Here is a 22,266-nt window from a genome sequence, read left to right as displayed (position 1 = left end):
ACTGGGACCTCATCAATGCCTGATATCGATTGGAACATCTGCCTGCCACTGAGCTTCGGCAGTCCTGACGCTGCACCACTGACCCTTTGCCACGCGCCGGTCGACGCCCCTCGGCGCAACGGGTTCGAAGCCTTCATTCAGGCCCGGTTCCAGAAAGCCCACGACGCGAACATCAAGCAGTTCATGCCTGAGCTGTTCGGGCTGAGCGATGGCAGTGGAACGCTCTGTGCGGTCGCAGGTGCCAGACTGGCGACAACCGGGACACTGTTTCTGGAGCGGTATCTGGACGAGCCGATCGAGCATCAGGTGCACAGGGCCGCAGGCCGTCCGGTGGAGCGACAGGCCATTGTCGAAGTCGGCAATCTGGCAGCCAGCAACCTGGGCAGTGCACGGTTGAGCATCATCACCGTTACCTGGTTGCTGGCCATGTGCGGGCTGGAATGGGTGACGTTCACCGGCAACAGCGCGCTGGTCAACAGCTTCAACCGGCTGGGCCTGTGCCCGGTCACACTCGGCCCGGCCGATCCGTTGCGGCTGGGTGAAGAACGGCACGCGTGGGGCAACTACTACCAGACCCAGCCCAGCGTCCACGTCGGCGACATCGGCGCAGGCTTCCGCCATTTGAGCAACACGGGGGTGTTCGAACGATTTGGCTTGCCATTGGCGCTGGAGGAACATTGCCATGTCGCATGAACGTGAACTGTTTTGGCAGCGCCTGGAAAGTTTTGCCCACGAGCAGCCTCACCGGATTGCGCTCAAAGGCGACGCTGTGGAGGTGAGTTACGCGTTACTGATCGTCGAGATCGACCAGCGTCGACAACAGTTGCGACAGGCAGGCACCCGAGTGGTGGCGCTGATGCTGGACAACAGCCCCGACGCATTGCTGTGGGATCTGGCGATTCTGTTCGAAGGTTTGGGCTGCGTAACCCTGCCGCCGTTCTTCAGTGTCAGCCAGCAATTGCACTGTCTGGAGCAAAGCCGGGCGGATCTGGTCGTCGCCGAGCCTGCGTATCACGCACATCTTCAGGCTGCGCACTACGAAGTCAGCGCGGAAAACGGTCCGCTGTTCTGGCGTCGCACATTCACCACGCATTCCCTCATGCCGTCGGGCACCGCCAAGCTCACGTTCACCTCAGGCACCACAGGGACGCCCAAGGGCGTGTGCCTGAGTGCCGACAGCGTGCTGACCGTTGCCCGCGAGCTGTACGAAGCCAGTCGCCCGCTGCAACCGGAGAACTACCTGACCCTGCTGCCGCTGGCGATTCTGCTGGAAAACATTGGCTGCTATGCGGCGCTGTACGCAGGGGGCAGCCTCAGTCTGCCGAGCCAGCAGACCCTAGGCATCCAAGGCGCCAGCGGCGTCGACACCCGGCGTCTGCTGACCTGCCTGAATCAGCAACGCGCCGACAGCATGATTCTGGTCCCGCAACTGCTGCTGTTGCTGGTCACCGCCTGCGAAATGGCTGCGTTCGACGCCTCAATGCTGCGCTTCGTGGCAGTGGGCGGCGCACGCGTCAGTCAGGAACTGCTGGTTCGCGCCCAGGCGGCAGGCATTCCGGTCTACGAAGGTTACGGCTTGTCGGAGTGCGCATCGGTGGTGGCGCTGAATCGGCGCGATGCGCAGCGTGTCGGCAGCGTGGGCAAACCGCTGCCTCATGTTCATGTTCGCCTGGCTGAAGATGGCGAGGTGCTGATCGGCAACGTTCCAATGCTGGGTTATCTGGGTGAAACGCCGCCCTCCGACATCTGGTGGCCGACGGGCGATCTGGGCGAGTTCGATGCCGACGGCTATCTATACCTGAAAGGCCGAAAGAAGCACCAGTTCGTCACCAGCTTCGGGCGCAACGTCAACCCGGAATGGGTCGAAGCCGAACTCACCCAGAGCGGGCACATTGCCCAGGCGTTCGTTTACGGCGAGGCCATGGCGCACAACCATGCACTGCTCTGGCCGCAACGCCCCGAGATGAGCGACCTTCAACTTGCCGAGGCCGTCGCCCTGGCCAATCAACGCTTGCCCGATTACGCCCAAGTGAGCGACTGGACCCGCCTGCCACAACCATTCAGCCCGGCCAACGGGCTGGCTACCGCCAATGGCCGACCACGCCGCGACGCCATTCTCGATCACTACCGCTCCCTGTTCATTTCGTCGAACCCAGCCGAAGGTATTTCATCATGAGTTTCTTCCAGACCCTGCAGGACGCCACGCAGCAGGAGCGCGAAACGCTGTTCAACCTGCCGGTCATCCGCCAGGCATTGAAGGGCCAGGTCAGCCTGGAGAGCTACCGGGCCTTTCTGTCCCAGGCCTACTACCACGTGCGCCACACCGTGCCGCTGATGATGGCCTGCGGCGCCCGGCTGCCCTCCCGATTGGAATGGCTAAGGGCAGCGGTGTGCGAGTACATCGAGGATGAATACGGCCACGAACGCTGGATCCTCGACGACCTGCGCGCCTGCGGTGGCAATGCGGACGCCGTGCGTGACGGATCGCCCGCCACGCCCATCGAGCTGATGGTCGCCTACCTCTACGACCTGATCGCACGCGGCAATCCGGTCGGCCTGTTCGGCATGGTCAACGTACTGGAAGGCACCAGCATCGCGCTGGCCACCCATGCTGCCGACAGCATTCGGGAACATCTGGAACTGCCCGCCGCTGCGTTCAGCTACCTGAGCTCGCATGGCAGTCTGGACGTCGGCCACATGGAGACCTTTCGCACGCTGATGGACCGCCTCGACGATTCACAGGATCAGGCGGCCGTGATTCACACCTCGAAGATCGTCTATCGCCTTTACACCGACATGTTCCGCGAGTTGCCGGGCGTGCTGGCGCACGACCACAAGGAAAGCGCTCATGCGACTGTCTGATACCCGCGTCGTGCTGACCGGTGCCAGTGGCGGAATCGGCCTGGCGATTGCCGAGGCGCTGTGCAGCCATGGCGCGCAGGTGCTGGCGGTATCGCGCAACGGGCAGCCGTTGCGCTCGCTCCTTGCCGCGTACCCCGACAACCTGCACTGGGTCGAAGCCGATCTGTGCAGCGAAGAAGGCCGCAAACAGGTGGTGGCAAGGGCGCAGGCGACGACGGGCGTCAACCTGCTGATCAACGCAGCAGGCGCCAATCACTTTGCGATGCTGGAGCAGCTTTCGACCGACGACATCAACGCTATGCTGATGATCAACCTGCACGCACCGATTCTGCTGACCCGCGCGATGTTGCCGCTTCTAAGGAACACCGAACAGGCCATGGTGGTGAATGTCGGCTCGACCTACGGTTCCATCGGCCACGCGGGTTATGCGACCTATTGCGCGAGCAAGTTCGCCCTGCGCGGGTTCTCAGAAGCGCTGCGCCGCGAGCTCGCAGACACACATGTCGGCGTCCTGTACGTTGCGCCAAGGGCCACCCGCACCACGATGAACAGCCCGGCGGCGCAGGCATTGAACGAGGCGCTGAAATCCGGTGTCGATGATCCGGCGTACGTGGCGCAAGCGGTGGTGCATGCCATTGCCGGTGACCGACGAGACTTGTACCTGGGCTGGCCGGAGCGCTTTTTTGTGCGCCTCAACAGCCTTTTGCCCATGTTGGTCGACCGCGGCCTGCGTAAACACCTACCCTTGATTCGTCGTCTGAGCAGTACTCATCCGGAAGAGAAACAGACCTTATGAAAAGAATCGTGTTGGCCTTCGTCGGCCTGATCAGTCTGCCTGTCTGGGCAGCACTGGATGCACCTGACCAGAAACGCCTGGATACCATTCAGCAGGACTGGCGGCGCATTCAATACGACCTGCCCAAGGATCAACGTGTCGCGGCGTTCGAGAAGCTGGCGACCCAGTCCACAGCCTTCGTCAAGGACCGCCCGACCGCAGCCGAAGCCTGGATCTGGTCCGGGATCGTCAACAGCAGTTGGGCCAGCGCGCAGGGTCCGGGGCTGGGTGCACTGGAAAAAGCCAAGCTGGCCAAGGCCGATCTGGAAAAAGCCCTGAGCATCGACCCCACGGCCCTGCAGGGCTCGGCCTACACCAGCCTCGCCGTGCTTTATGACCGTGTGCCAGGCTGGCCGCTGGCTTTCGGTGATTCGGACAAGGCCGGCGAATTGTTGCAGAAGGCATTGAAAATCAACCCGGACGGCATCGACCCGCTCTACTTCTGGGGCGATCACCAATACCGCCAGGGTAAATACGCCGAAGCCCGCGATGCCTTGAACAAAGCCTTGAAAGCGCCACCCCGTCCTGGCCGCGAGCTGGCAGACGCTTCACGCAAAAAAGACATCCAGACCCTGTTGGTCGATGTAAACAAGAAGCTCGACTGACGGAGCGACCATGCGCCTGCTGCTTATCGAAGACGACGCCGCCCTGGGCGAAGGTATCCATCAGGCATTGAGCCGTGAAGGCTATACCGTCGACTGGATTCGTGACGGCAGCAGCGCGCTGCATGCACTGCTCAGTGAAACGTTCGATCTGGCGATTCTCGACCTCGGCCTGCCGAGGCTGGACGGTTTCGAGGTGTTGCGGCGGCTGCGTCACAGCGGCTCTGCGGTGCCGGTTATGATTCTGACCGCACGCGATTCCACCGAAGACCGCATCACCGGGCTGGACACCGGCGCTGACGATTACCTGGTCAAGCCTTTCGACGTCTCGGAACTCAAGGCCCGTCTACGCGCCCTGCTGCGTCGCAGTGCCGGACGCGCCAAGGTGCTGATCGAGCATGCAGGCATCAGTCTGGACCCCGGTACCCAGCAGGTCAGCTATCACCACGAACCGGTGGCCCTCACGCCCAAGGAATACCAGTTGCTGTACGAACTGCTCTCGCCACCGGGCAGGGTCATGACCCGCGAGCGGTTGATGCAGTTGCTTTACGGCTGGAACGAAGGGGCCGAGAGCAACACTCTTGAAGTGCATATCCATCACTTGCGCAAGAAGTTCTCCAGCGACCTGATCCGCACAATCCGTGGCGTCGGTTATCTGGTGGAGGAACGTTCTTGAAGTCGATCCGCCGCCGTACCCTGACGCTCATCATCGGCCTGCTGCTGGCAGGTCTGCTGGTCCTGACGTTGTTCAACGTGCATGACAGCAATCACGAAATCGCCGAGATCTACGACGCGCAACTGGCGCAGAACGCGCGATTGCTGGAAGGCATCATGCGCATGCCGCTGGAGCGCAAGGAACACGCCCAACTCTACGAAGCCTTCAATCTGGCGCTGGCCCAGGCCGAACCGCGCATCGACGGCCATCCTTACGAAAGCAAGATCGCCTTTCAGGTCTGGGACAAGGACGGCCGCTCACTGGTGCGCACCGCCAGCGCTCCGACCTTTACCCATCCGCCGGACAGGGCCGGTTTCAGCGACTTTCCCGACCTGAACCAACACCACTGGCGAGCCTTCGTGCTCAATGATGCCCATAACGGTCTGCGCATCTGGGTGGGCGAGCGTGACGACGTGCGCTCGGACCTGGTCAACCGGATCGTTCGTCATACCGTGCTGCCCAACCTGATCGGCAGCCTGCTGCTGGTGCTTGCCATCTGGCTGGCCATCGGCTGGGGCCTTCGGCCATTGGCGAACTTTGCCCGTACGCTCAGGGGTCGTCATGCCGGGTCGCTGCAACCCCTTGATCTGGCACCGTTGCCGAGTGAACTGGAACCCATGCAAGCGGCGTTGAACCGGATGCTGGGGCAAATTCAGGAGCTGCTCAAACGCGAGCGCCGCTTCATCGCCGACGCTGCTCACGAGATGCGTACGCCGCTCGCGGTGCTCAGGGTGCATGCGCAGAATGTGCTGGAAGCGCACAACGAAGAACAGCGCAAAGAATCGCTGGGCTATCTGATCATCGGCGTTGATCGCACCACGCGGCTGGTCAATCAGTTGCTGACCATCGCGCGGCTGGAGCCTGAGTCTTCAAGGGCAGGCAGATCTCCCGTTGAACTGGTGAGTGCGGTGCGCGACAGCCTGGTTCAGTTGACCCCGTGGGTGCTGAACAAGGGTCTGGAATTGTCTTTCGACTGCAGCGAAGCCGCGCGCGAGGTGAACGTGGATTTCTCCGCCCTCGACATCGCACTGCACAACCTCATCACCAATGCCGTCAACTTCTCGCCCGCAGGCGGGCAGATTACGGTGGGCCTGTCGTTTACAGCCCATCACTTTGAATTGACGGTCGACGATCAGGGTCCCGGCATTGATGAGCAGGAACGTGAGCGCTTGTTCGAACCCTTCTACAGCCGTGGCAGCGATCAGGGCGTGGGGCTTGGGCTGGCTATCGTGCAGAAGGTTGCGCTGTTGCTGGATGGCGGCGTCAACCTGCAGAACCGGACGAGTGGCGGGCTCAGAGCCAGTCTGAAAGCGCCGTTGGGCTGATGTGAACCTCGCACGACTCCTCGCCTCTGAAAGAGCGTTCACGCCTCGTAAACGCCGGTCTATATTTTAATGGAGCGATGATCAATCGCTTCTTGATCAATACGTTCCATTAACACTTAAGATGATCGTTGTTATGGCCATTCGCTTTTTTTCGTGAAGGTTGCAGGCAGGCCGATACGATGACGGCTTATAGCGAAATCAAGTAAACACATTAGTTATAGATAAGGGACTTTCTATGAACATCATACGTTCAGGCTTGGCAGCCGCAACGCTGCTCATGGGCCTTTCCACCGCATCGCAGGCTATGGAAAGCTGTCCGGCTGCCTCGACAATCACACAGGACTCTGCCGGTATCTACACAGCGAGGGGGGAACAGGGTGAGTGGACCAGCAAGACCCCCGTCAACAAGTTGAATCTTGGACCAAACATTACTTTTCTAAACGCGACGGTCTTGCAGGCCGATGAAAAATCACCTCAGGAACTCCAGAAATGCATCTATAAAACACAGGACGGCATGAGCCTCGACCTGTATTTCATCACGACAAACAAAAAAGAATTCACTGTAAATATCCAAGGCGCATCGTGGAAAGCAGAGCCCGGCTATTTTGGCTCTATCAATAACGTCTGCGAGAACACGACACCCGAAAATTGCAGATTCACGATTGTTCAGTAACTCGCAGGTTCTCAAGGCTCTTTAACCAGCTGACACCGCCTGGATAGAGAGCCTTTCGGTGTTGGTGTCAGTGACCTGCTGCGATATTCAATTCACGCCGCGAACCCAATCGACTGATCCACAGCGACACCAGAATCAGCACACCGCCAATGAGCAACCGGCTCAACGGCTCGTGCTGGTTCCAGATCAGCAGGTTGATCAGCAGACCGACCGGCACGTGCAAGACGTTGAACACCGCCAGCGTCGCACCGGAAACCATGCAGGCGCCCTTGTTCCACCAGTACATGCCCAGCGCAGTCGAACACAGTCCAAGGAACAGCAGCACGCTCCATTGGGTCGGGTCTTCAGGCAAACGTTGCGGGTTGCCGAACGCCAGGAATGCAGGCAGCACCACGGCCAGCGCGCCGAGATAGAAATAGCCGAAGCGGCGATAGTGCGGCAGGTCGCTGGGGTAGCGCACTACTAAACGCCGGTACAGCACCTGCCCGGCGGCGTAGGTGAAGTTGGCCAGTTGCAGCAGCAGGAAGCCGCCGAGGAAGTTGCCGTCCAGACCGTCGTAGCGGATGACGCCAGCCCCCAGCACGGCAACCAGCGCGGCCAGCAAGGCCCATGGATTGAAGCGCCGGTTCAAGGCGTCTTCGATCAGCGTCACGTGCAGGGGCGTGAGGATGGTGAACAGCAACACTTCCGGCACCGTCAGCACCTTGAAGCTCAGGTACAGGCAGACGTACGTGATGCCGAACTGCAGCGCACCGATGAGCAGCATGCCACGCATGAACGCCGGTTCGACCTGACGCCAGCGGGTCAGCGGAATGAATACCAGCCCCGCCAGCACGACGCGGATCAGCACCGCGAAATAACTGTCGACATGGCCTGCCAGATAGACACCGATCAGGCTGAAGGAAAACGCCTGGATCAGCGTCACGAAAAGTAGATAGCCCATGCTCGCCCCTTTTTTGAAGGGCGCGACCATAGCCGGTTGCGGACGGGGCTGTCCACAGCGGAGAACGGCAGGTCGAGGCGCTACCACAGTCCGTTAGTTGCAGTAAGACTTTTATATAACGATGAGGGCCGGGCGTCGGCCGATTACTGAGCAACGCTCACATCCACATGCAAGGCCAGCCGGGTAATGAACGACGACGAGTGACCTATGCTTGGCGCCACCCGTTATTCACGCTTCAGTCGTTACAGGCCTGCACCCCATGCCCCGAAAAATACTGCGTACTCGCTGCTCTGAGAAACTGCTGTCTGCTCTGCTGTGTATCAGCGCGCTACCTGCGCTGATGCCGCATCCGGCCCATGCCCAGACAAGCCAAAACACCACCCGAGAACACCCCATGCGCATTGCAATGCTCGCCAATGGCAAGACCCTGACGTTCCAGCTTGAAGACAATCAGACGTCAAGAGACTTCGTCGCCCTCTTGCCCCTCGACCTGGCGTTGGAGGATTACGCCTCGACCGAGAAGATCAGCACGCTGTCACGCAAGCTGATCATCGAAGGCGCACCGTCCGGCTACACCCCTGCCGCAAAGGACTTCGCCTATTACGCGCCCTGGGGCAACATCGCGATCTTCCACAAGGGCTTCAAGTATTCGCCAGGGCTGATCAAGCTTGGCACGCTCGAATCGGATCTGGGCCTGATCCGCCAGCCGGGGCCGTTGAGCGTCAGGTTCGAACTGATCAAGGACTGAACGCAAAAAGCCCTGCTTCTCGGCAGGGCTTTTTCTGTGCATCGAGCGTGTTACTTCAGATTCTTCTTGAAAAACTCGGTCAGCTTGTCGAACGGGATCAGTTTGACCCGATCGTACAGATCGACATGACCGGCACCCGGCACAATCACTAGTTGCTTGGGTTCACCGGCCAGCTTGTACGCCTCTTCGCTGAACTCGAGCGAGTGCGCCTCGGCGCCTGCGATGAACAGCATCGGACGCGGCGAGATCGAGGCAATGTCATTGAACGGGTAGAAGTTCATGAACTTGACGTTGCTGGTCAGCGTCGGGTGTGTGGTCAGCTTGGGCGACTGGCCTTCAGGCGTGAACTCGCCACGCGGCGTGCGGTAGAAGTCGTAGAACTCACGCTCGATCGGGTGCGATTTTTCAGTGATCTCGTGCACCGTACCGCTGGTGTACCTGGTCTCGCCGCCTGCAAATTCCACGTCGCGCTGAGCCGCCGCTTCGGCAATGATTTTCTTTCTCTGCTCCAGCGTCTGCGAGTGCTTGAGCCCGTTACGGTTGGCAGCGCCCATGTCATACATGCTGACAGTGGCGATGGCTTTCATGCGCGGGTCGATCTTCGCCGCGCTGATCACAAAACTGCCGCTGCCACAGATGCCCAGGACGCCGATACGGTTCTTGTCGACGAAGGTCTGGGTGCCGAGGAAATCCACTGCCGCGCTGAAGTCTTCGGCATAGATGTCCGGTGATACGGCATTGCGTGGCCGACCTTCACTTTCGCCCCAGAAGGACAGGTCCAGAGACAGCGTCACAAAACCCTGTTCGGCCAGTTTCTGTGCATACAGATTGGAACTCTGCTCTTTCACCGCGCCCATCGGATGACCGACGATAATCGCCGGGGCCTTGTTGTCGGGGTTCCAGCCTTTGGGAATAAACAGATTCCCGGCCACTCTCATCTTGTACTGGTTGTTGAACGTGACCTTCTGCTGAATGAGCCTGTCGCTCTTGTAGAAGTTGTCTGCACCGTTGGACATGTCTGCTCCCACTGCCGAATATGAGCCCACTAAAAGCCCAAGCATTAATAGAAATCTCTTCATCGCGGTCTTCCTGAATCGAGTGATCAACAAAGGTTTTTTATTGCTTCATTCACTGAATCGAGCGTGGCGCATCGCGGCATGGGCAAAGACTGCCGAACCGAGCAACACCACGGCGCCAAACACAAAGGGGCTCCACCAGCCCAAATGGTCGAACAACTCACCGCCCAAGCCGGCACCCACAGTGATCGCCATCTGAATGGTCGCGACCATCAGCCCGCCACCGGCTTCAGCGTCGTCGGGCAGCGTGCGGCTGAGCCACAGGCCCCAGGCCACCGGCGCAGGCGTGGCCACCAGCCCCCATACACCGAGCACGACGGCAACGGCCACAGGCGAATGCCCCAGCGCAATCAACACAGCAGCCAGCACGGCCATCGCCAGCGGGATTGCGATCAGGTAGGCATAGATGCGTTTTTGCAGCAGTCCTCCGATCATCCAGGTCCCTGCCAGACCGCAGAGGCCCAGCAGCAACAACATCAGCGACAGCGTGGTCACGCTCACGCCGGTGATGCTTTCGAGAAACGGCCGCAAGTAGGTGAAGACCGCGAACTGGCCCATGAACAGCAACATGATCGCGAGCATGCCGATGGCCACCTGCGAATTGCGCAGCAACTTGAAAGGATTGGTCGCCCGGGTGTTCTGCGGGCTGCTCATCGCCGGGAGGCTCAACCATTGCCAGGCGAAGGCCAGCACTGCGAGCGGGATCACCAGGAAGAACGCGCCACGCCAACCGATGTACTGACCCAGAAAACTGCCCAGCGGCGCGGCGACGGTTGCGGCCAACGCATTACCGCCATTGATCAGCGCCAGCCCCTTGGCGACCGAATCCTTCGGCACCAGACGCATGACTGTGGCCGTCGACATCGACCAGAAGCCACCGATGGAGACACCCAGCAAGGCACGACCGGTCATGAACACCACACCGTTGGGCGCGAACGTCACCGTCATGCCCGATAACAGCAGCAGGAAACTGAAACTCAGCAACACCTTTTTGCGATCAAAGCGCCCGGTCAGCGGCGTATTGAGCAAACTGGTGAGTACCGCGAAGAAACCGGAAATGGAAATCGCCTGGCCCGCCTGCCCCTGACTGATACCCAGGTCCTGCGCAATGGGCGTCAGCAGGCTGACCGGCATGAACTCCGAGGCAATCAGCACGACCACGCACAGCGCCATCGAAAAGACCGCGCCCCACGCGGGCGGATGGGCCGCAGCCGCGTTGTGCTCTATGGTTGATTCAAATGTTTTCATGTACCCCTGACCTGCTTGAACGATGCCGTCACGACGCTGAGCCTGACGACTGTAAAAATGTGAAGCACAGGTTAGGGCAAAGGTATTAGGATGATTAGGCGCCGCAATTTCCATGCGATTGTGAGAGAAACTCAGCAATGAGCACACCCAGACTGAATGACCTGCAAGCCTTCCTCGCCGTCGCGCGGGATCAGAGTTTTACCAAGGCCGCCGTAAAGCTTGGTGTCACGGCGTCAGCCTTGAGCCATACCATTCGTGGGCTTGAAGAAAAAATGGGCGTGCGCCTGCTGGCTCGCACCACGCGTAACGTGGCGCCGACCGAAGCGGGCGAAAAACTGATGAACACCATCGGGCCGCTGCTGGATCAGATCGCAACGGAAGTGGCAGTACTGGGCGAGATGCGCGACAAACCGGCCGGCACGATCCGCGTGACCTGCTCCGATGACGCCGCCGAAAACATCATCCGCCCGATGCTGGCGGGTTTTCTGGCGCAATACCCCGACATTCAGGTCGAGGTCTGCATCGATTACGGCTTCACCAACATCGTCAGCGAGCGTTTCGATGCGGGAATACGTCTGGGCGAATCGATCAGCAAGGACATGATCGCCGTGCGCCTCGGCCCGGACTGGCGTCTGTCCGTTGTCGGCACACCCGAGTACTTCGAAAAGCATACTGCGCCGCTGCTGCCTCAGGACCTGACGCAACACACCTGCATCAACATCCGCCACTCACCGAATGGCAACTGTTATGCGTGGGAATTCGAAAAGGACGGTCGCAAGCTGAACACGCGGGTCAACGGCCAGTTCACCTCCAACAGCATGATCCACGTGATGAACGCGGTGCTCGACGGCGTCGGCCTGGCCTATGTGCCGGACTTTCTCGCCAAGCCGCATCTGGCCAGCGGACGCCTCAAGGAAGTGCTCACCGACTGGAGTCCGTACTTCGAAGGTTTTCACCTGTATTACCCCAATCGCCGCCAGGCATCCCCCGCATTCACGGCGTTTGTGGAGGCGATCAGGTATCGGGGTTGACGCGTTAACCGGCGCTGGCCTTGATGGCTTCAGCGACCTTGTCGAGTGATCCCTTCGCGGGCTCGGCAAGCAGCTTCAGCTCAGTAGTCTTGCCACGCGCCACCACCTGCATGCTCTTGGGCGCACCTTTCGCGTCGCCCAGAATGCGGTAAGTGGTGTCGCCGCGCACAAAGCTCAGGGCATGAGTTGCCGCGTCGTATTCAAAGCGTTCGGTGTCCGCCTGTGGATAAAGCAGCCCGACCTGATTCTTCGCATCTACTGCAGCGTAGAAAACCGACCCGCCAGCCCCTGAGCGGAACAGGACGACGCGCTTGCCGGACGGTGCCAGCTTGAACGACAGCAGAATCTCACGCTGATCATCCTCATCCCATACAAGGCTGGTGGTGCGTACCATCTTGCCATTCTTGTTCACGCCGACCGTCTCCGTCGGCAGACCCGAGCCGCCCGTATGATCGATGACCGTCTCGGTCTCCAGAAACGGCTCTCCGTTACGAATGCTGTACGTCGCCATCTGGTGCCAGCAGCAGCCGCTCTTGGTCATGGTGCTGATTTCGCGTTTTTTCTCGTCTACGCCGAACATTCCGCAGTTGCTTTGCGCAAGCTGGGTGAATGAATCACTGTGCTTGAAACCATTCGCTGTGCCGAGGAACACCTGAAACGACGGCCCGTGATAGCAGCTGTTCTGGCCGTCCATCAAGGCCAGGTCCTTGATGCCGTCGAAGTTGAAATCCTTGTAGATCAGCACGCTCTGCTCGCCATACGGGAGCTCTTGCACGTTGGCTTTGACCTTACCGGTCTTCGCATCGGTGTCCAGCACCAGCTCATCGGACTGCACGCGGATCAGCGGCTTGTCGCTGTCCTTGCCGTAGACGTTGATCACACCGGGCCGAAAGGTCTCGTCCGTCGCTGCAACTTCCACCGTGGCGCGGTACTGGTCGGAAAAGTCCTGCAAGGCGTAGGTCTTGCGGGCAGCCTCGTCGAACGCCGCCGCGTCCATCTCGCCATAAGTCTTCTGCGTCTCGGCAGCGCTGGCCAGTGTCGACAGCATCAGCCCGGACAACATCGCCAACGCCCACAGCGCACGCGATGAACCGGCGAGTTGAGGTTTCGATATCAGCATGAGGTGCATCCTGTTTGATAGTGCCGCGAGTCTACTTCAGATTTTTTTGATGGTTAGCGTCATATCTCGGAGGTGACGTTTCTTCATTTGCCGCCCCTGCCCGCCCGACCTCCGTTAATGCTTTAATCGCGGCCCCTCTTCGTTCACGGGATCTGAAAGTGTATGGACATTGAATCGCTCTGGCTCAGAACCCAGGAACTCTGGGGCATGCTCGATCACCATCCTTGGGTGCGTACCGGTCTGGCGCTGTTCCTGCTGCTGACCACCGCGCTGGTACTCGGCCGCGTGGCGCGCTTTCTGATTCTCTATGCGATGAAGATGCTGGGCCGACAGCCTGCCCTGCACTGGCTCAACGACTTCCGCCACAACAAGGTTTTCCATCGACTGGCGCAGATCGTGCCGTCGGTGGTCATCCAGTTCGGCCTGAACCTTGTCCCCGGCCTGAGCGCAACCGGCAAAGGCGTGATCGCCAACATCGCCCTGGCCTTCACCATCCTGTTCATGACCCTGACCATCGGCACACTGCTCAATGCCCTGCTGGACATCTACGCCCGCACCGAACACGCCCGCACCCGCTCCATCAAGGGCTACGTGCAACTGGCGAAAATGATCCTCTACATCTTCGCCGCCATCATCATTGTCGCCACCCTGATTGACCGCTCGCCACTGTTGCTGCTGTCCGGTCTGGGCGCCATGTCGGCGGTCATTCTGTTGGTCTACAAGGACACCCTGTTGTCCTTCGTGGCCAGCGTGCAACTGACCAGCAACGACATGCTGCGCGTCGGCGACTGGATCGAGATGCCGCAGGTCGGTGCCGATGGCGACGTGGTCGACATCACCCTGCACACGGTCAAGGTGCAGAACTTCGACAAGACCATCGTCTCCATCCCGACCTGGCGCTTGATGTCCGAGTCGTTCCGCAACTGGCGCGGCATGCAGCAGTCCGGAGGCCGACGCATCAAACGCAGCCTGTTCATCGACGCCAGCGCCGTGCGCTTCGTGCGCGACGATGAAGAACAACGCCTGATGCAGGTCCACCTGCTGACCGACTACATCGGCCGCAAACAGGCCGAGCTGCGCGCCTGGAACCAGGCCCAGGGCAATGTTGCCGAACTCTCATCCAACCGCCGCCGCATGACCAACATCGGCACCTTCCGCGCCTACGCCCTCGCCTATCTGAAAAGCCACGCCGAGATAAACCCCGGCATGACCTGCATGGTCCGGCAACTGGAAGCCACATCACAGGGTATTCCGCTGGAGATCTACTGCTTCACGCGCACGACGGTATGGGTGGATTACGAGCGGATTCAGGGAGATATCTTTGATTACCTGATCGCGGTGATGCCGGAGTTTGGCTTGGGGCTTTATCAGCAGCCGAGTGGTGCGGATATGCGGGTGGCGTTGGGTGGGGGTGGAGAATAGGCGGTCGCAGGCAGTTGGGCACACGAGTGGCAGGGTAGCAACGCACTGAACTACCACCCCACCGGCAAGTCAGGATTATCTGTCTCCCCTCTCCCGTGCCGAGGCCTCTGTCATGCCTGCTTACCTTATCGACTACCAATTCAAAGACGAACCCCGCACCCACTCGCTGGAACTCGACCAGCCTGAACTCCAGGCCCACGAAGCGGCGCTCCACCTTCTGGAGCTGCACTTCGGCGACGCCGAAAACAGCCTGATGATGCCCAACGCCGACGCGACGCCGGATGAGGTTCTGGCAAAGGCCGAGCTGCTGGGGCTGAAGCAAATCCGTGTCAGCCGACAACCTGCTCAATGAACGGACCTGGCGCATGAACCCGACCACACCGGACGGACGCTACTTTGTCGTCAAAGGACAACTGTGGCGCTGCTCGAATCCCTCACTTACCGAAGAGGAACGTCAGCGCTTGGTGAACGAACTGATGGATGCGCGTCGGACAGTGAAATCAGCGAAGGTCACTCAGGACTCTGCCCAGCTCAAGCAGGCCAGAGCAAATGTTGATACGGCCAAGGTGGCGCTGGGGGAACGCGGGCCGGTCTGGTGGCAAGATGGCGCACCGGACTACAACCGGCATAAAGTAGATAACACGCCTTATGCAGAATGGTATCGGTCGATCAAATCCTGAGCTTCAGGCCGCTGGGTTAACGCTCTCTCACGTCAAATCATGCAACCCCTTCCCCAGCGCAGGCCCCACTTCAAACCCGGAAAACACCACTTCCAGCCCGCCTCGTTCCGGGCTGCAGCACATTGGCCCTACCAGACACTCGCCCACTGGAAACGGTGCCAGTCGCAGCAATGGCCAGCGCACGCCATCCACGGAGTGCTGGATCCGCATCACGCCTTCGGCCACCGTCACACGCAGCCACAGGCCGGATGCTGATTCTTCGAATGAACCGGTGGCCCAGTCCGACTGGCCACGGGTCAGTACGCTGCCCAGCATGAGCGCGCCGTCGCTGACTTCGACGCCGGTTTTCATCCAGTTGCGCTCGTCGATTCGGACCATCAGCCCGGCCTGGTCGTATAGCGTCTTGAAGTTGCCCTGCACGTGGACTTGAGCGGTGAACGCGCCGGTGACGGGTACGCCAAGGAAATGGCCGCTGTCGCGGCAGAAGCCGTAGTGGGTTTCCCGCCAGAAGTCGGTGGCAGGATCAGTGGTTACGCTCAGTCTTTCATCACGTACCTGCCACTGTGCCGGCTCGTTATACCAATGCCCCTTCTCGAACATGACTGGCTCCTTTCTGATGTGAGATGAGGAATGTGACAGTTCAACAGCAGCCTTGACAGACGGGCATGCCAAAAAAGACGATGCATCACCCTTCAAGAAGCGGAATGCGTTCATGAGCGAGAAGAAGACACTCCTGCTGACTGGCGCCAGCCGCGGTATCGGCCATGCCACGGTCAAGCATTTCAACGCAGCGGGCTGGCAAGTGTTTACGGCCTCCCGACAGAACTGGGTGGCTGAATGCCCGTGGGCGGAAGGTCTGCTCAATCATATCCACCTTGACCTGGAAGACATCGACAGCGTCGTTGCGAACATGGCGGCTATCAAGGAAAAGCTGGGTGGTCGCCTGGATGCATTGGTCAATAATGCGGGGGTTTCGCCAAAAGGTCCCGAGGGCGCGCGCATGGGGGTACTGGAGTCCGATTACAGCACCTGGATAAAGGTCTTCAACGTCAACCTGTTTTCCACGGCGCTACTGGCACGCGGTCTGTTCGACGAACTCAAGGCCGCCAAGGGCAGCATCATCAATGTCACCTCGATCGCGGGTTCCAAAGTGCATCCCTTTGCGGGCGTGGCGTATTCCACCTCCAAAGCCGCGCTCTCGGCCCTGACGAGAGAGATGGCGTATGACTTCGGGCCGCACGGGGTGCGGGTCAACGCGATAGCACCGGGCGAGATCGACACTTCCATCCTGTCGCCGGGCACGGCCGAAATCGTCGAACGCCTGGTGCCCATGCACCGACTGGGCAAACCCGAGGAAGTCGCGTCCCTGATCTACTTCCTCTGCACCAGTGGCGCGTCCTATGTGAACGGCGCGGAAATTCACGTCAATGGCGGGCAGCACGTCTAATCCCGCTTTTCTAACCCTGATGACTGATCACGCCACCTGAGCCAGTTTCGCAAGCGCCTGGTTCATCCCCTTCTCCACAAAATCACCGCCCATGTTCAGGCCTTCGGCATGAATGAAGGTGACGTCATGAATCCCCACGAACGCCAGCACTTGGCGTACGTAGGGTTCCTGGTGATCCAGCGCACTGCCGGTGTAAATGCCGCCGCGAGCGGTGAGGACGAAAGCGCGCTTGCCGGTCAGCAGGCCTTGCGGGCCGGTTTCGGTGTATTTGAAGGTCACACCGGCGCGCAGGACGTGGTCGAACCAGGCCTTGAGCGTGCTGGGGATGGCGAAGTTGTACATCGGCGCACCCAGCACCAGCACGTCGGCGGCAATCAGTTCATCGGTAAGGGTATTGGAGCGTTCCAGCGCGGCCTGTTCGGTCTCGCTGCGCTGATCGGCGGGCTTCATCCAGCCGCCCAGCAGCGTGGCGTCCAGGTGCGGCACGGGATTGACGGCCAGGTCGCGGACCGCGACTTGATCATTCGGGTGCGCAGACTGCCACTGGCTGAGGAACTGCTGCGTCAACTGACGCGAAACCGAATCCTGCTGGCGGGCGCTGCTTTCGATGACAAGTAGGCGGGACATGGCTGAAGCTCCATTGAACAAGATAGGTATTCGACGGAGCCGAGGTTAAAGGTGACCTTATCGATGAAAAAGCGCAAAAAACTGCTTCAACCCATCTATAAATTTGTTTTATGCACGGCGGCGCTCTACTCTCACCCTGCTCACGCGGGCTGGCAATCGAGCTTGATGCGCAGCTTGATAATGCTGCGCGTGAACTTGGCCGTCACCTCCACGCGCTTGCCTGCGCCAACCTGAACGCGTCGCGTACGGGGTGCCTCGGGACCGTTGACGAATACGACTGCGCACTTGGCGTCTACATCGCCGAAGTTGCTCACCGAGATGGAACCGATGTCCTGGTCGACGTCGTGGGTAACGTAATCGATCTTCACGCCCTGGTACTGCTTTTCCACCTCAATTGGATAGGCAAAGGCCGTCAGTGGCAGCAGTGCAAGCAACACACAACACACTCGTTTCATTGGGCAGTCTCCGGAACGGGGTTGTCAGAGTAGAACAACGGATAACAAAGAGAAGAGGAATTAGAGCATGAAAGCGCCCCGCGTGACGCTCGACCAATGGCGCACCCTGCAGGCAGTGGTCGATCACGGCGGTTTTGCCCAGGCCGCCGAAGCCCTGCATCGCTCGCAATCGTCAGTCAGCTACACCGTGGCCCGCATGCAGGATCAACTGGGCGTTCCTCTGCTGCGTATCGATGGCCGCAAGGCCGTGCTGACCGAAGCGGGCGGCGTGCTATTGCGGCGCTCACGTCAGTTGGTCAAACAGGCCAGTCAATTGGAAGACCTCGCCCATCACATGGAACAGGGCTGGGAGGCCGAGGTGCGGCTGGTGATCGATGCCGCCTACCCGTCGGCACGTCTGGTACGCGCGCTGACCGCGTTCATCCCACAGAGCCGAGGCTGCCGGATTCGGTTGCGTGAAGAGGTGCTGTCAGGCGTTGAGGAAGTGCTGCTCGAAGGCGTGGCAGACCTGGCCATCAGTGGCCTGAGCATTCCCGGTTATCTGGGCGCAGAAATGAGCACCGTCGAATTCGTCGCCGTTGCCCATCCCGAGCATGCCCTTCATCAAGCCAACCGCGAGCTGACGTTTCAGGATCTGGAAAGCCAGCTGCAGGTGGTGATCCGTGACTCAGGCCGTCAGCAACCCCGCGATGTCGGCTGGCTCGGTGCGGAGCAGCGCTGGACGGTCAGCAGTCTCGCCACGGCGGCAACCTTTGTCAGCAGCGGACTGGGCTTTGCCTGGCTGCCACGCCACCTGATCGAACGTGAGCTCAAGGACGGCGTGCTGAAGGTATTGCCGCTGGATCGGGGTGGCAGTCGCAACCCGTCGTTCTATCTTTACTCCAGCAAAGACAAACCGCTGGGCCCGGCGACACAGATTCTGATCGACCTGATTCGCACGTTCGACACGGCGCCGCTGACCGCGGCATTTGCGGCACCCTTGCAAGCCTGACACGGAGTAGGCACATGGCGTTCTTCGAGCATGACGACTGTTCACTGCACTACGAAGAGTACGGTCAGGGCGATCCGGTCCTGCTGTTGCACGGCCTGGGCTCGAGTTGTCAGGACTGGGAATACCAGATCCCGACGCTGGCCGCGCAGTACCGCGTCATCGTCATGGACATGCGCGGCCACGGCCGCTCCGACAAGCCCCACGAACGCTACAGCATCCAGGGCATGAGCGACGACGTTGAAGCGTTGATCGAACACTTGCGGCTGGGACCGGTGCATGTGGTCGGCCTGTCGATGGGCGGGATGATCGGTTTCCAGCTGGCGGTCGATCATCCTCATCTGCTCAAGAGTCTGTGTATCGTCAACAGCGCGCCACAGGTCAAGATCAGAAGCCCCGGTGATGTCTGGCAATGGGCGCGGCGCTGGACGCTGTCGCGTCTGGTCAGTATGGAGGCGATGGGCAAGGCGCTTGGCAAGCTGCTGTTCCCCAAAACGGAACAGGCAGAACTGCGACGCAAGATGGCCGAACGCTGGGGCCGTAACGACAAACGCGCCTATCTCGCCAGCTTCGATGCCATTGTCGGCTGGGGCGTGGAGCACAAGCTGGAGCGCATCACCTGCCCGACCCTGATCATTGCCGCCGATCACGACTACACTCCGGTGTCGCTCAAGGAAGCGTACGTCAAACGCATTGCGAATGCCCGGCTGGTGGTCATCAAGGATTCGCGCCACGCCACTCCGCTGGACCAGCCCGGGCAGTTCAATCGCACGCTGCTGGAATTCATCGGTGCCAGCAAGGTCTGAGAAACCGCACGCAGGTCATATCACGCGGGCGATGCTTTCGGTCACTCCGGGTCGATCACGCTGGGCAAAAAAAGCCAAACGTGGTTACCTTGCCAGCCACAGTCGATATCTCCATTGAATGAAGGACCTGTTGCTCTATGTTGAAAAAAATCGCTCTTGCCGCCTGCTCCGTACTGTTCGCCGCCAACCTGATGGCAGCGCCGGACAAGCCGACTCACGTTGTGCTCAACACCAGTTTCGGCGACATCGAGATTGAACTTGCAGACGCCAAGGCACCGATCAGCACCCAGAACTTCCTGGGCTACGTCGACAGCGGCTTCTACAGCAACACCATTTTTCACCGTGTGATTCCGGGCTTCATGGTTCAGGGCGGCGGCTTCACCGCGCAGATGGTCCAGAAGCCGACCAAGGACCCGATCAAAAACGAAGCCCAGAACGGGCTGCATAACGTGCGTGGCACCATTGCCATGGCACGGACCTCGGATGTGAACTCGGCCACCAGTCAGTTCTTCATCAACACCAATGACAATGCCATGCTCGACAACGGCACGCGTGACTACGGCTACGCGGTGTTCGGCAAGGTCGTCAAAGGCATGGACGTGGTCGATCAGATCGTCAACGTCCAGACCGGCAACCAGAAAGGCATGCAGAACGTGCCAAACGACCCGATCCTGATCAAGTCCGCCAAGCGCGTCGACTGACAGGAATCTGCACCGCGTGAAGCCTAGGGCTCCACGCGGTCCGGACGGGAGCGCTTCTATTTATCAAGGGAGAACCCACGCCAAGTGGGTGTGATAGCCAATGCTTTATCGTCGTTTTGAAAAGCTGATCGATATCTTCAAAGACGCCCCCACCGCCGCCCCGCCCAATACCGTTTTCGCGTTTTACATCTACTACCTGCGTCAGGTCTGGCCGACGTTCACGGCCCTGCTGGTGGTGGGTCTGATCGGCGCGTTGATCGAAGTGGCGCTGTTCAGTTACCTCAGCCGCATCATCGACCTGGCTCAGACCACCGAGCCCAGGGACTTCTTCAGTCTTCACGGCCCGGAACTGATCTGGATGGTGGTGGTGACCCTGCTGCTGCGCCCGATCTTCGTCGGCCTGCACGACCTGCTGGTGCACCAGACCATCAGCCCCGGCATGACCAACCTGATTCGCTGGCAGAACCACAGCTACGTGCTCAAGCAGAGCGTTAACTTCTTCCAGAACGATTTCGCCGGGCGTATCGCCCAGCGCATCATGCAGACCGGCAACTCGCTGCGTGACTCGGCGGTGCAATCGGTGGATGCGCTCTGGCATGTGTTGATCTACGCGATCAGCGCGATGGTGCTGTTCGCCGAAGCCGACTGGCGGCTGATGATCCCGCTGGGCAGCTGGATTCTCGCGTTCATTCTGGCGCTGATGTACTTCGTGCCCAGGGTCAAACAGCGCTCGGTGGACTCGTCGGACGCACGCTCCAAACTCATGGGTCGGATCGTCGACGGTTACACCAACATCACCACGCTCAAACTGTTCGCCCACACCAACTTCGAGCAGCAATACGCTCGCGAGGCCATGCGCGATCACACGGTGAAAAGTCAGTTGGCCGGTCGCGTCGTGACCTCGATGGACACCACCATCACCACGATGAACGGCATCCTGATCGTCACCACCACAGGCCTTGCGCTGTGGTTGTGGACCCAGTCGATGATTTCGGTAGGCGCCATCGCACTGGCCACCGGCCTGGTGATTCGTATCGTCAACATGTCCGGCTGGATCATGTGGGTGGTCAACGGCATCTTCGAGAACATTGGCACCGTGCAGGATGGCCTGGAAAGCATCTCGCAACCGGTCTCGATCAACGACAAGCCAACCGCGCAGCCACTGAAGATTGCCAATGGTGGCGTGAAATTCGATGGCGTCGATTTCCACTACGGCAATGGCAACGGGATCATCCATAACCTGAATCTGGACATCAGACCGGGCGAAAAGATTGGTCTGATCGGTCCATCCGGCGCGGGCAAGTCAACGCTGGTGAACCTGCTGCTGCGCATGTACGACGTGCAGGGCGGCAGAATCCTGATCGACGGGCAGGATGTGGCTGAGGTCACTCAGGAGAGCCTGCGTGCACAGATCGGCATGATCACCCAGGACACCTCGTTGCTGCACCGCTCGATCCGCGACAACCTGCTGTATGGCAATCCGGGTGCGACGGATGAGCAATTGTGGGAAGCCATCCGCAAGGCGCGGGCCGACGAGTTCATCCCGCTGCTGTCGGACTCCGAAGGCCGTACCGGTTTTGACGCGCATGTGGGCGAGCGCGGGGTCAAGCTGTCCGGTGGTCAGCGCCAGCGCATCGCGATCACCCGCGTGCTGCTCAAGGACGCGCCGATTCTGATCATGGACGAAGCCACCTCGGCGCTGGATTCGGAAGTCGAGGCGGCGATTCAGGAAAGCCTGGAAACCCTGATGGAAGGCAAGACCGTCATCGCCATCGCCCATCGCCTCTCGACCATCGCCCGCATGGACCGGCTGGTAGTGCTGGAAAAAGGCCAGATCGCAGAAACCGGCACCCACGCCGAACTGCTGGCCCATGGCGGGCTGTATGCACGCCTGTGGCAGCACCAGACGGGTGGGTTCGTGGGTGTGGATTGATTCTGCGCTGAATGTGACGCGGAATGCGC

General features: G+C 60.0%; 25 protein-coding genes. 18 read left to right on the top strand and 7 right to left on the bottom strand.

Going from position 1 to position 22,266, the window contains the following annotated elements:
• The first annotated feature begins 15 nt into the window (after nt 1-15).
• The 8 genes from CFBP1590_RS07210 to CFBP1590_RS07175 all read left to right on the top strand — a co-directional run bounded on the left by CFBP1590_RS07210 (nt 16) and on the right by CFBP1590_RS07175 (nt 7,012).
• Entirely contained in the window at nt 16-693 is a 678-nt protein-coding gene (locus CFBP1590_RS07210; RefSeq protein ID WP_088234739.1) for a thermostable hemolysin, read from the top strand.
• Nucleotides 683-2,176, top strand: a complete 1,494-nt coding sequence (locus tag CFBP1590_RS07205; RefSeq protein WP_088234738.1) for an AMP-binding protein — start codon at nt 683-685, stop codon at nt 2,174-2,176. The genes CFBP1590_RS07210 and CFBP1590_RS07205 overlap by 11 nt, the downstream gene beginning before the upstream one ends.
• Nucleotides 2,173-2,862, top strand: a complete 690-nt coding sequence (locus CFBP1590_RS07200) for an iron-containing redox enzyme family protein (RefSeq protein WP_088234737.1) — start codon at nt 2,173-2,175, stop codon at nt 2,860-2,862. The genes CFBP1590_RS07205 and CFBP1590_RS07200 overlap by 4 nt, the downstream gene beginning before the upstream one ends.
• Nucleotides 2,849-3,658: an SDR family oxidoreductase gene (locus CFBP1590_RS07195; protein WP_088234736.1), complete on the top strand. Its 810-nt coding sequence runs from the start codon at nt 2,849-2,851 to the stop codon at nt 3,656-3,658. The genes CFBP1590_RS07200 and CFBP1590_RS07195 overlap by 14 nt, the downstream gene beginning before the upstream one ends.
• The gene (locus tag CFBP1590_RS07190) at nt 3,655-4,302 is read left to right on the top strand and encodes a tetratricopeptide repeat protein (protein WP_029242478.1); all 648 of its coding nucleotides are present in this window, start codon (nt 3,655-3,657) and stop codon (nt 4,300-4,302) included. Before CFBP1590_RS07195 ends, CFBP1590_RS07190 begins: the two co-directional genes overlap by 4 nt.
• Before the next feature lie 10 nt (nt 4,303-4,312).
• Entirely contained in the window at nt 4,313-4,975 is a 663-nt protein-coding gene (locus CFBP1590_RS07185) for a response regulator (protein ID WP_004887550.1), read from the top strand.
• Nucleotides 4,972-6,339: an ATP-binding protein gene (locus CFBP1590_RS07180; protein ID WP_088234735.1), complete on the top strand. Its 1,368-nt coding sequence runs from the start codon at nt 4,972-4,974 to the stop codon at nt 6,337-6,339. The genes CFBP1590_RS07185 and CFBP1590_RS07180 overlap by 4 nt, the downstream gene beginning before the upstream one ends.
• 235 nt (nt 6,340-6,574) lie before the next feature.
• Nucleotides 6,575-7,012: a DUF3757 domain-containing protein gene (locus tag CFBP1590_RS07175; RefSeq protein ID WP_231991833.1), complete on the top strand. Its 438-nt coding sequence runs from the start codon at nt 6,575-6,577 to the stop codon at nt 7,010-7,012.
• Between the two features lie 67 nt (nt 7,013-7,079).
• Here the strand turns inward: CFBP1590_RS07175 and CFBP1590_RS07170 are convergent, their stop codons facing one another.
• Nucleotides 7,080-7,955, bottom strand: a complete 876-nt coding sequence (locus tag CFBP1590_RS07170) for a carboxylate/amino acid/amine transporter (RefSeq protein ID WP_088236372.1) — start codon at nt 7,953-7,955, stop codon at nt 7,080-7,082.
• Between the two features lie 394 nt (nt 7,956-8,349).
• Here CFBP1590_RS07170 and CFBP1590_RS07165 point away from each other — a divergent pair, with 394 nt between their 5' ends.
• The gene (locus tag CFBP1590_RS07165) at nt 8,350-8,703 is read left to right on the top strand and encodes a cyclophilin-like fold protein (protein WP_167383081.1); all 354 of its coding nucleotides are present in this window, start codon (nt 8,350-8,352) and stop codon (nt 8,701-8,703) included.
• A gap of 50 nt (nt 8,704-8,753) precedes the next feature.
• Here CFBP1590_RS07165 and CFBP1590_RS07160 read toward each other — a convergent pair whose 3' ends face one another.
• Nucleotides 8,754-9,782, bottom strand: a complete 1,029-nt coding sequence (locus CFBP1590_RS07160; RefSeq protein WP_088234733.1) for an alpha/beta hydrolase — start codon at nt 9,780-9,782, stop codon at nt 8,754-8,756.
• A gap of 45 nt (nt 9,783-9,827) precedes the next feature.
• Nucleotides 9,828-11,027 carry an MFS transporter gene (locus tag CFBP1590_RS07155; RefSeq protein ID WP_029242473.1) on the bottom strand — a complete coding sequence of 400 codons (1,200 nt, stop codon included), beginning with the start codon at nt 11,025-11,027 and terminating at the stop codon, nt 9,828-9,830.
• Nucleotides 11,028-11,164: 137 nt separating this feature from the next.
• Here CFBP1590_RS07155 and CFBP1590_RS07150 point away from each other — a divergent pair, with 137 nt between their 5' ends.
• Nucleotides 11,165-12,058: a LysR family transcriptional regulator gene (locus CFBP1590_RS07150; RefSeq protein WP_029242472.1), complete on the top strand. Its 894-nt coding sequence runs from the start codon at nt 11,165-11,167 to the stop codon at nt 12,056-12,058.
• A 4-nt stretch (nt 12,059-12,062) separates the two neighbouring features.
• On the opposite strand, the gene CFBP1590_RS07145 is transcribed toward CFBP1590_RS07150, so the two are convergent.
• Nucleotides 12,063-13,178 (bottom strand): XAC2610-related protein, encoded by a 1,116-nt coding sequence (locus CFBP1590_RS07145; protein ID WP_374729019.1) that lies wholly within the window; start codon nt 13,176-13,178, stop codon nt 12,063-12,065.
• A 162-nt stretch (nt 13,179-13,340) separates the two neighbouring features.
• Here CFBP1590_RS07145 and CFBP1590_RS07140 point away from each other — a divergent pair, with 162 nt between their 5' ends.
• From CFBP1590_RS07140 to CFBP1590_RS07130, 3 genes are all read left to right on the top strand, one after another.
• Nucleotides 13,341-14,600, top strand: coding sequence for a mechanosensitive ion channel family protein (locus CFBP1590_RS07140; RefSeq protein WP_029242470.1), 1,260 nt, complete (start codon nt 13,341-13,343; stop codon nt 14,598-14,600).
• A 112-nt stretch (nt 14,601-14,712) separates the two neighbouring features.
• Entirely contained in the window at nt 14,713-14,952 is a 240-nt protein-coding gene (locus tag CFBP1590_RS07135) for a hypothetical protein (RefSeq protein WP_004887529.1), read from the top strand.
• Nucleotides 14,953-14,965: 13 nt separating this feature from the next.
• Nucleotides 14,966-15,280 carry a hypothetical protein gene (locus tag CFBP1590_RS07130; protein WP_088234732.1) on the top strand — a complete coding sequence of 105 codons (315 nt, stop codon included), beginning with the start codon at nt 14,966-14,968 and terminating at the stop codon, nt 15,278-15,280.
• 27 nt (nt 15,281-15,307) lie between these two features.
• Here the strand turns inward: CFBP1590_RS07130 and CFBP1590_RS07125 are convergent, their stop codons facing one another.
• Entirely contained in the window at nt 15,308-15,880 is a 573-nt protein-coding gene (locus tag CFBP1590_RS07125) for a DUF1349 domain-containing protein (protein ID WP_088234731.1), read from the bottom strand.
• Between the two features lie 112 nt (nt 15,881-15,992).
• On the opposite strand from CFBP1590_RS07125, the gene CFBP1590_RS07120 reads away from it, so the two are divergent.
• Entirely contained in the window at nt 15,993-16,727 is a 735-nt protein-coding gene (locus CFBP1590_RS07120; RefSeq protein WP_004887523.1) for an SDR family NAD(P)-dependent oxidoreductase, read from the top strand.
• A 27-nt stretch (nt 16,728-16,754) separates the two neighbouring features.
• On the opposite strand, the gene CFBP1590_RS07115 is transcribed toward CFBP1590_RS07120, so the two are convergent.
• Together CFBP1590_RS07115 and CFBP1590_RS07110 are read right to left on the bottom strand one after the other, a co-directional pair.
• Nucleotides 16,755-17,354: an FMN-dependent NADH-azoreductase gene (locus CFBP1590_RS07115; protein WP_088234730.1), complete on the bottom strand. Its 600-nt coding sequence runs from the start codon at nt 17,352-17,354 to the stop codon at nt 16,755-16,757.
• A 140-nt stretch (nt 17,355-17,494) separates the two neighbouring features.
• Entirely contained in the window at nt 17,495-17,809 is a 315-nt protein-coding gene (locus CFBP1590_RS07110) for a hypothetical protein (protein ID WP_025994789.1), read from the bottom strand.
• Between the two features lie 67 nt (nt 17,810-17,876).
• On the opposite strand from CFBP1590_RS07110, the gene CFBP1590_RS07105 reads away from it, so the two are divergent.
• The 4 genes from CFBP1590_RS07105 (at nt 17,877) to CFBP1590_RS07090 (ending at nt 22,237) form a co-directional block, all read left to right on the top strand.
• On the top strand, nt 17,877-18,800 hold the full coding sequence (locus CFBP1590_RS07105) for a LysR family transcriptional regulator (RefSeq protein WP_057409547.1): 924 nt from the start codon (nt 17,877-17,879) through the stop codon (nt 18,798-18,800).
• Nucleotides 18,801-18,814: 14 nt separating this feature from the next.
• Entirely contained in the window at nt 18,815-19,603 is a 789-nt protein-coding gene (locus tag CFBP1590_RS07100; protein ID WP_088234729.1) for an alpha/beta fold hydrolase, read from the top strand.
• A gap of 137 nt (nt 19,604-19,740) precedes the next feature.
• Complete coding sequence (locus CFBP1590_RS07095; RefSeq protein ID WP_004887512.1) at nt 19,741-20,304, top strand: peptidylprolyl isomerase A; 564 nt, start codon at nt 19,741-19,743, stop codon at nt 20,302-20,304.
• A 100-nt stretch (nt 20,305-20,404) separates the two neighbouring features.
• Entirely contained in the window at nt 20,405-22,237 is a 1,833-nt protein-coding gene (locus CFBP1590_RS07090) for an ABC transporter ATP-binding protein (protein WP_058430679.1), read from the top strand.
• The last annotated feature ends 29 nt before the right edge of the window (nt 22,238-22,266 follow it).

Source organism: Pseudomonas viridiflava (assembly GCF_900184295.1).
In the GTDB taxonomy this organism is placed as follows: Bacteria; Pseudomonadota; Gammaproteobacteria; order Pseudomonadales; family Pseudomonadaceae; genus Aquipseudomonas; species Aquipseudomonas viridiflava.
Note: the sequence above shows the minus strand (reverse complement) of the source record. Positions and strands in the feature narration are given on the sequence as shown.

Coding starts and splice junctions, on each gene's coding strand:
- CFBP1590_RS07210 (WP_088234739.1), top strand. CDS start 16: ATGCCTGATATCGATTGGAACATCTGCCTGCCACTGAGCTTCGGCAGT.
- CFBP1590_RS07205 (WP_088234738.1), top strand. CDS start 683: ATGTCGCATGAACGTGAACTGTTTTGGCAGCGCCTGGAAAGTTTTGCC.
- CFBP1590_RS07200 (WP_088234737.1), top strand. CDS start 2,173: ATGAGTTTCTTCCAGACCCTGCAGGACGCCACGCAGCAGGAGCGCGAA.
- CFBP1590_RS07195 (WP_088234736.1), top strand. CDS start 2,849: ATGCGACTGTCTGATACCCGCGTCGTGCTGACCGGTGCCAGTGGCGGA.
- CFBP1590_RS07190 (WP_029242478.1), top strand. CDS start 3,655: ATGAAAAGAATCGTGTTGGCCTTCGTCGGCCTGATCAGTCTGCCTGTC.
- CFBP1590_RS07185 (WP_004887550.1), top strand. CDS start 4,313: ATGCGCCTGCTGCTTATCGAAGACGACGCCGCCCTGGGCGAAGGTATC.
- CFBP1590_RS07175 (WP_231991833.1), top strand. CDS start 6,575: ATGAACATCATACGTTCAGGCTTGGCAGCCGCAACGCTGCTCATGGGC.
- CFBP1590_RS07170 (WP_088236372.1), bottom strand. CDS start 7,955: ATGGGCTATCTACTTTTCGTGACGCTGATCCAGGCGTTTTCCTTCAGC.
- CFBP1590_RS07165 (WP_167383081.1), top strand. CDS start 8,350: ATGCGCATTGCAATGCTCGCCAATGGCAAGACCCTGACGTTCCAGCTT.
- CFBP1590_RS07160 (WP_088234733.1), bottom strand. CDS start 9,782: ATGAAGAGATTTCTATTAATGCTTGGGCTTTTAGTGGGCTCATATTCG.
- CFBP1590_RS07155 (WP_029242473.1), bottom strand. CDS start 11,027: ATGAAAACATTTGAATCAACCATAGAGCACAACGCGGCTGCGGCCCAT.
- CFBP1590_RS07150 (WP_029242472.1), top strand. CDS start 11,165: ATGAGCACACCCAGACTGAATGACCTGCAAGCCTTCCTCGCCGTCGCG.
- CFBP1590_RS07145 (WP_374729019.1), bottom strand. CDS start 13,178: ATGCTGATATCGAAACCTCAACTCGCCGGTTCATCGCGTGCGCTGTGG.
- CFBP1590_RS07140 (WP_029242470.1), top strand. CDS start 13,341: ATGGACATTGAATCGCTCTGGCTCAGAACCCAGGAACTCTGGGGCATG.
- CFBP1590_RS07135 (WP_004887529.1), top strand. CDS start 14,713: ATGCCTGCTTACCTTATCGACTACCAATTCAAAGACGAACCCCGCACC.
- CFBP1590_RS07130 (WP_088234732.1), top strand. CDS start 14,966: ATGAACCCGACCACACCGGACGGACGCTACTTTGTCGTCAAAGGACAA.
- CFBP1590_RS07125 (WP_088234731.1), bottom strand. CDS start 15,880: ATGTTCGAGAAGGGGCATTGGTATAACGAGCCGGCACAGTGGCAGGTA.
- CFBP1590_RS07120 (WP_004887523.1), top strand. CDS start 15,993: ATGAGCGAGAAGAAGACACTCCTGCTGACTGGCGCCAGCCGCGGTATC.
- CFBP1590_RS07115 (WP_088234730.1), bottom strand. CDS start 17,354: ATGTCCCGCCTACTTGTCATCGAAAGCAGCGCCCGCCAGCAGGATTCG.
- CFBP1590_RS07110 (WP_025994789.1), bottom strand. CDS start 17,809: ATGAAACGAGTGTGTTGTGTGTTGCTTGCACTGCTGCCACTGACGGCC.
- CFBP1590_RS07105 (WP_057409547.1), top strand. CDS start 17,877: ATGAAAGCGCCCCGCGTGACGCTCGACCAATGGCGCACCCTGCAGGCA.
- CFBP1590_RS07100 (WP_088234729.1), top strand. CDS start 18,815: ATGGCGTTCTTCGAGCATGACGACTGTTCACTGCACTACGAAGAGTAC.
- CFBP1590_RS07095 (WP_004887512.1), top strand. CDS start 19,741: ATGTTGAAAAAAATCGCTCTTGCCGCCTGCTCCGTACTGTTCGCCGCC.
- CFBP1590_RS07090 (WP_058430679.1), top strand. CDS start 20,405: ATGCTTTATCGTCGTTTTGAAAAGCTGATCGATATCTTCAAAGACGCC.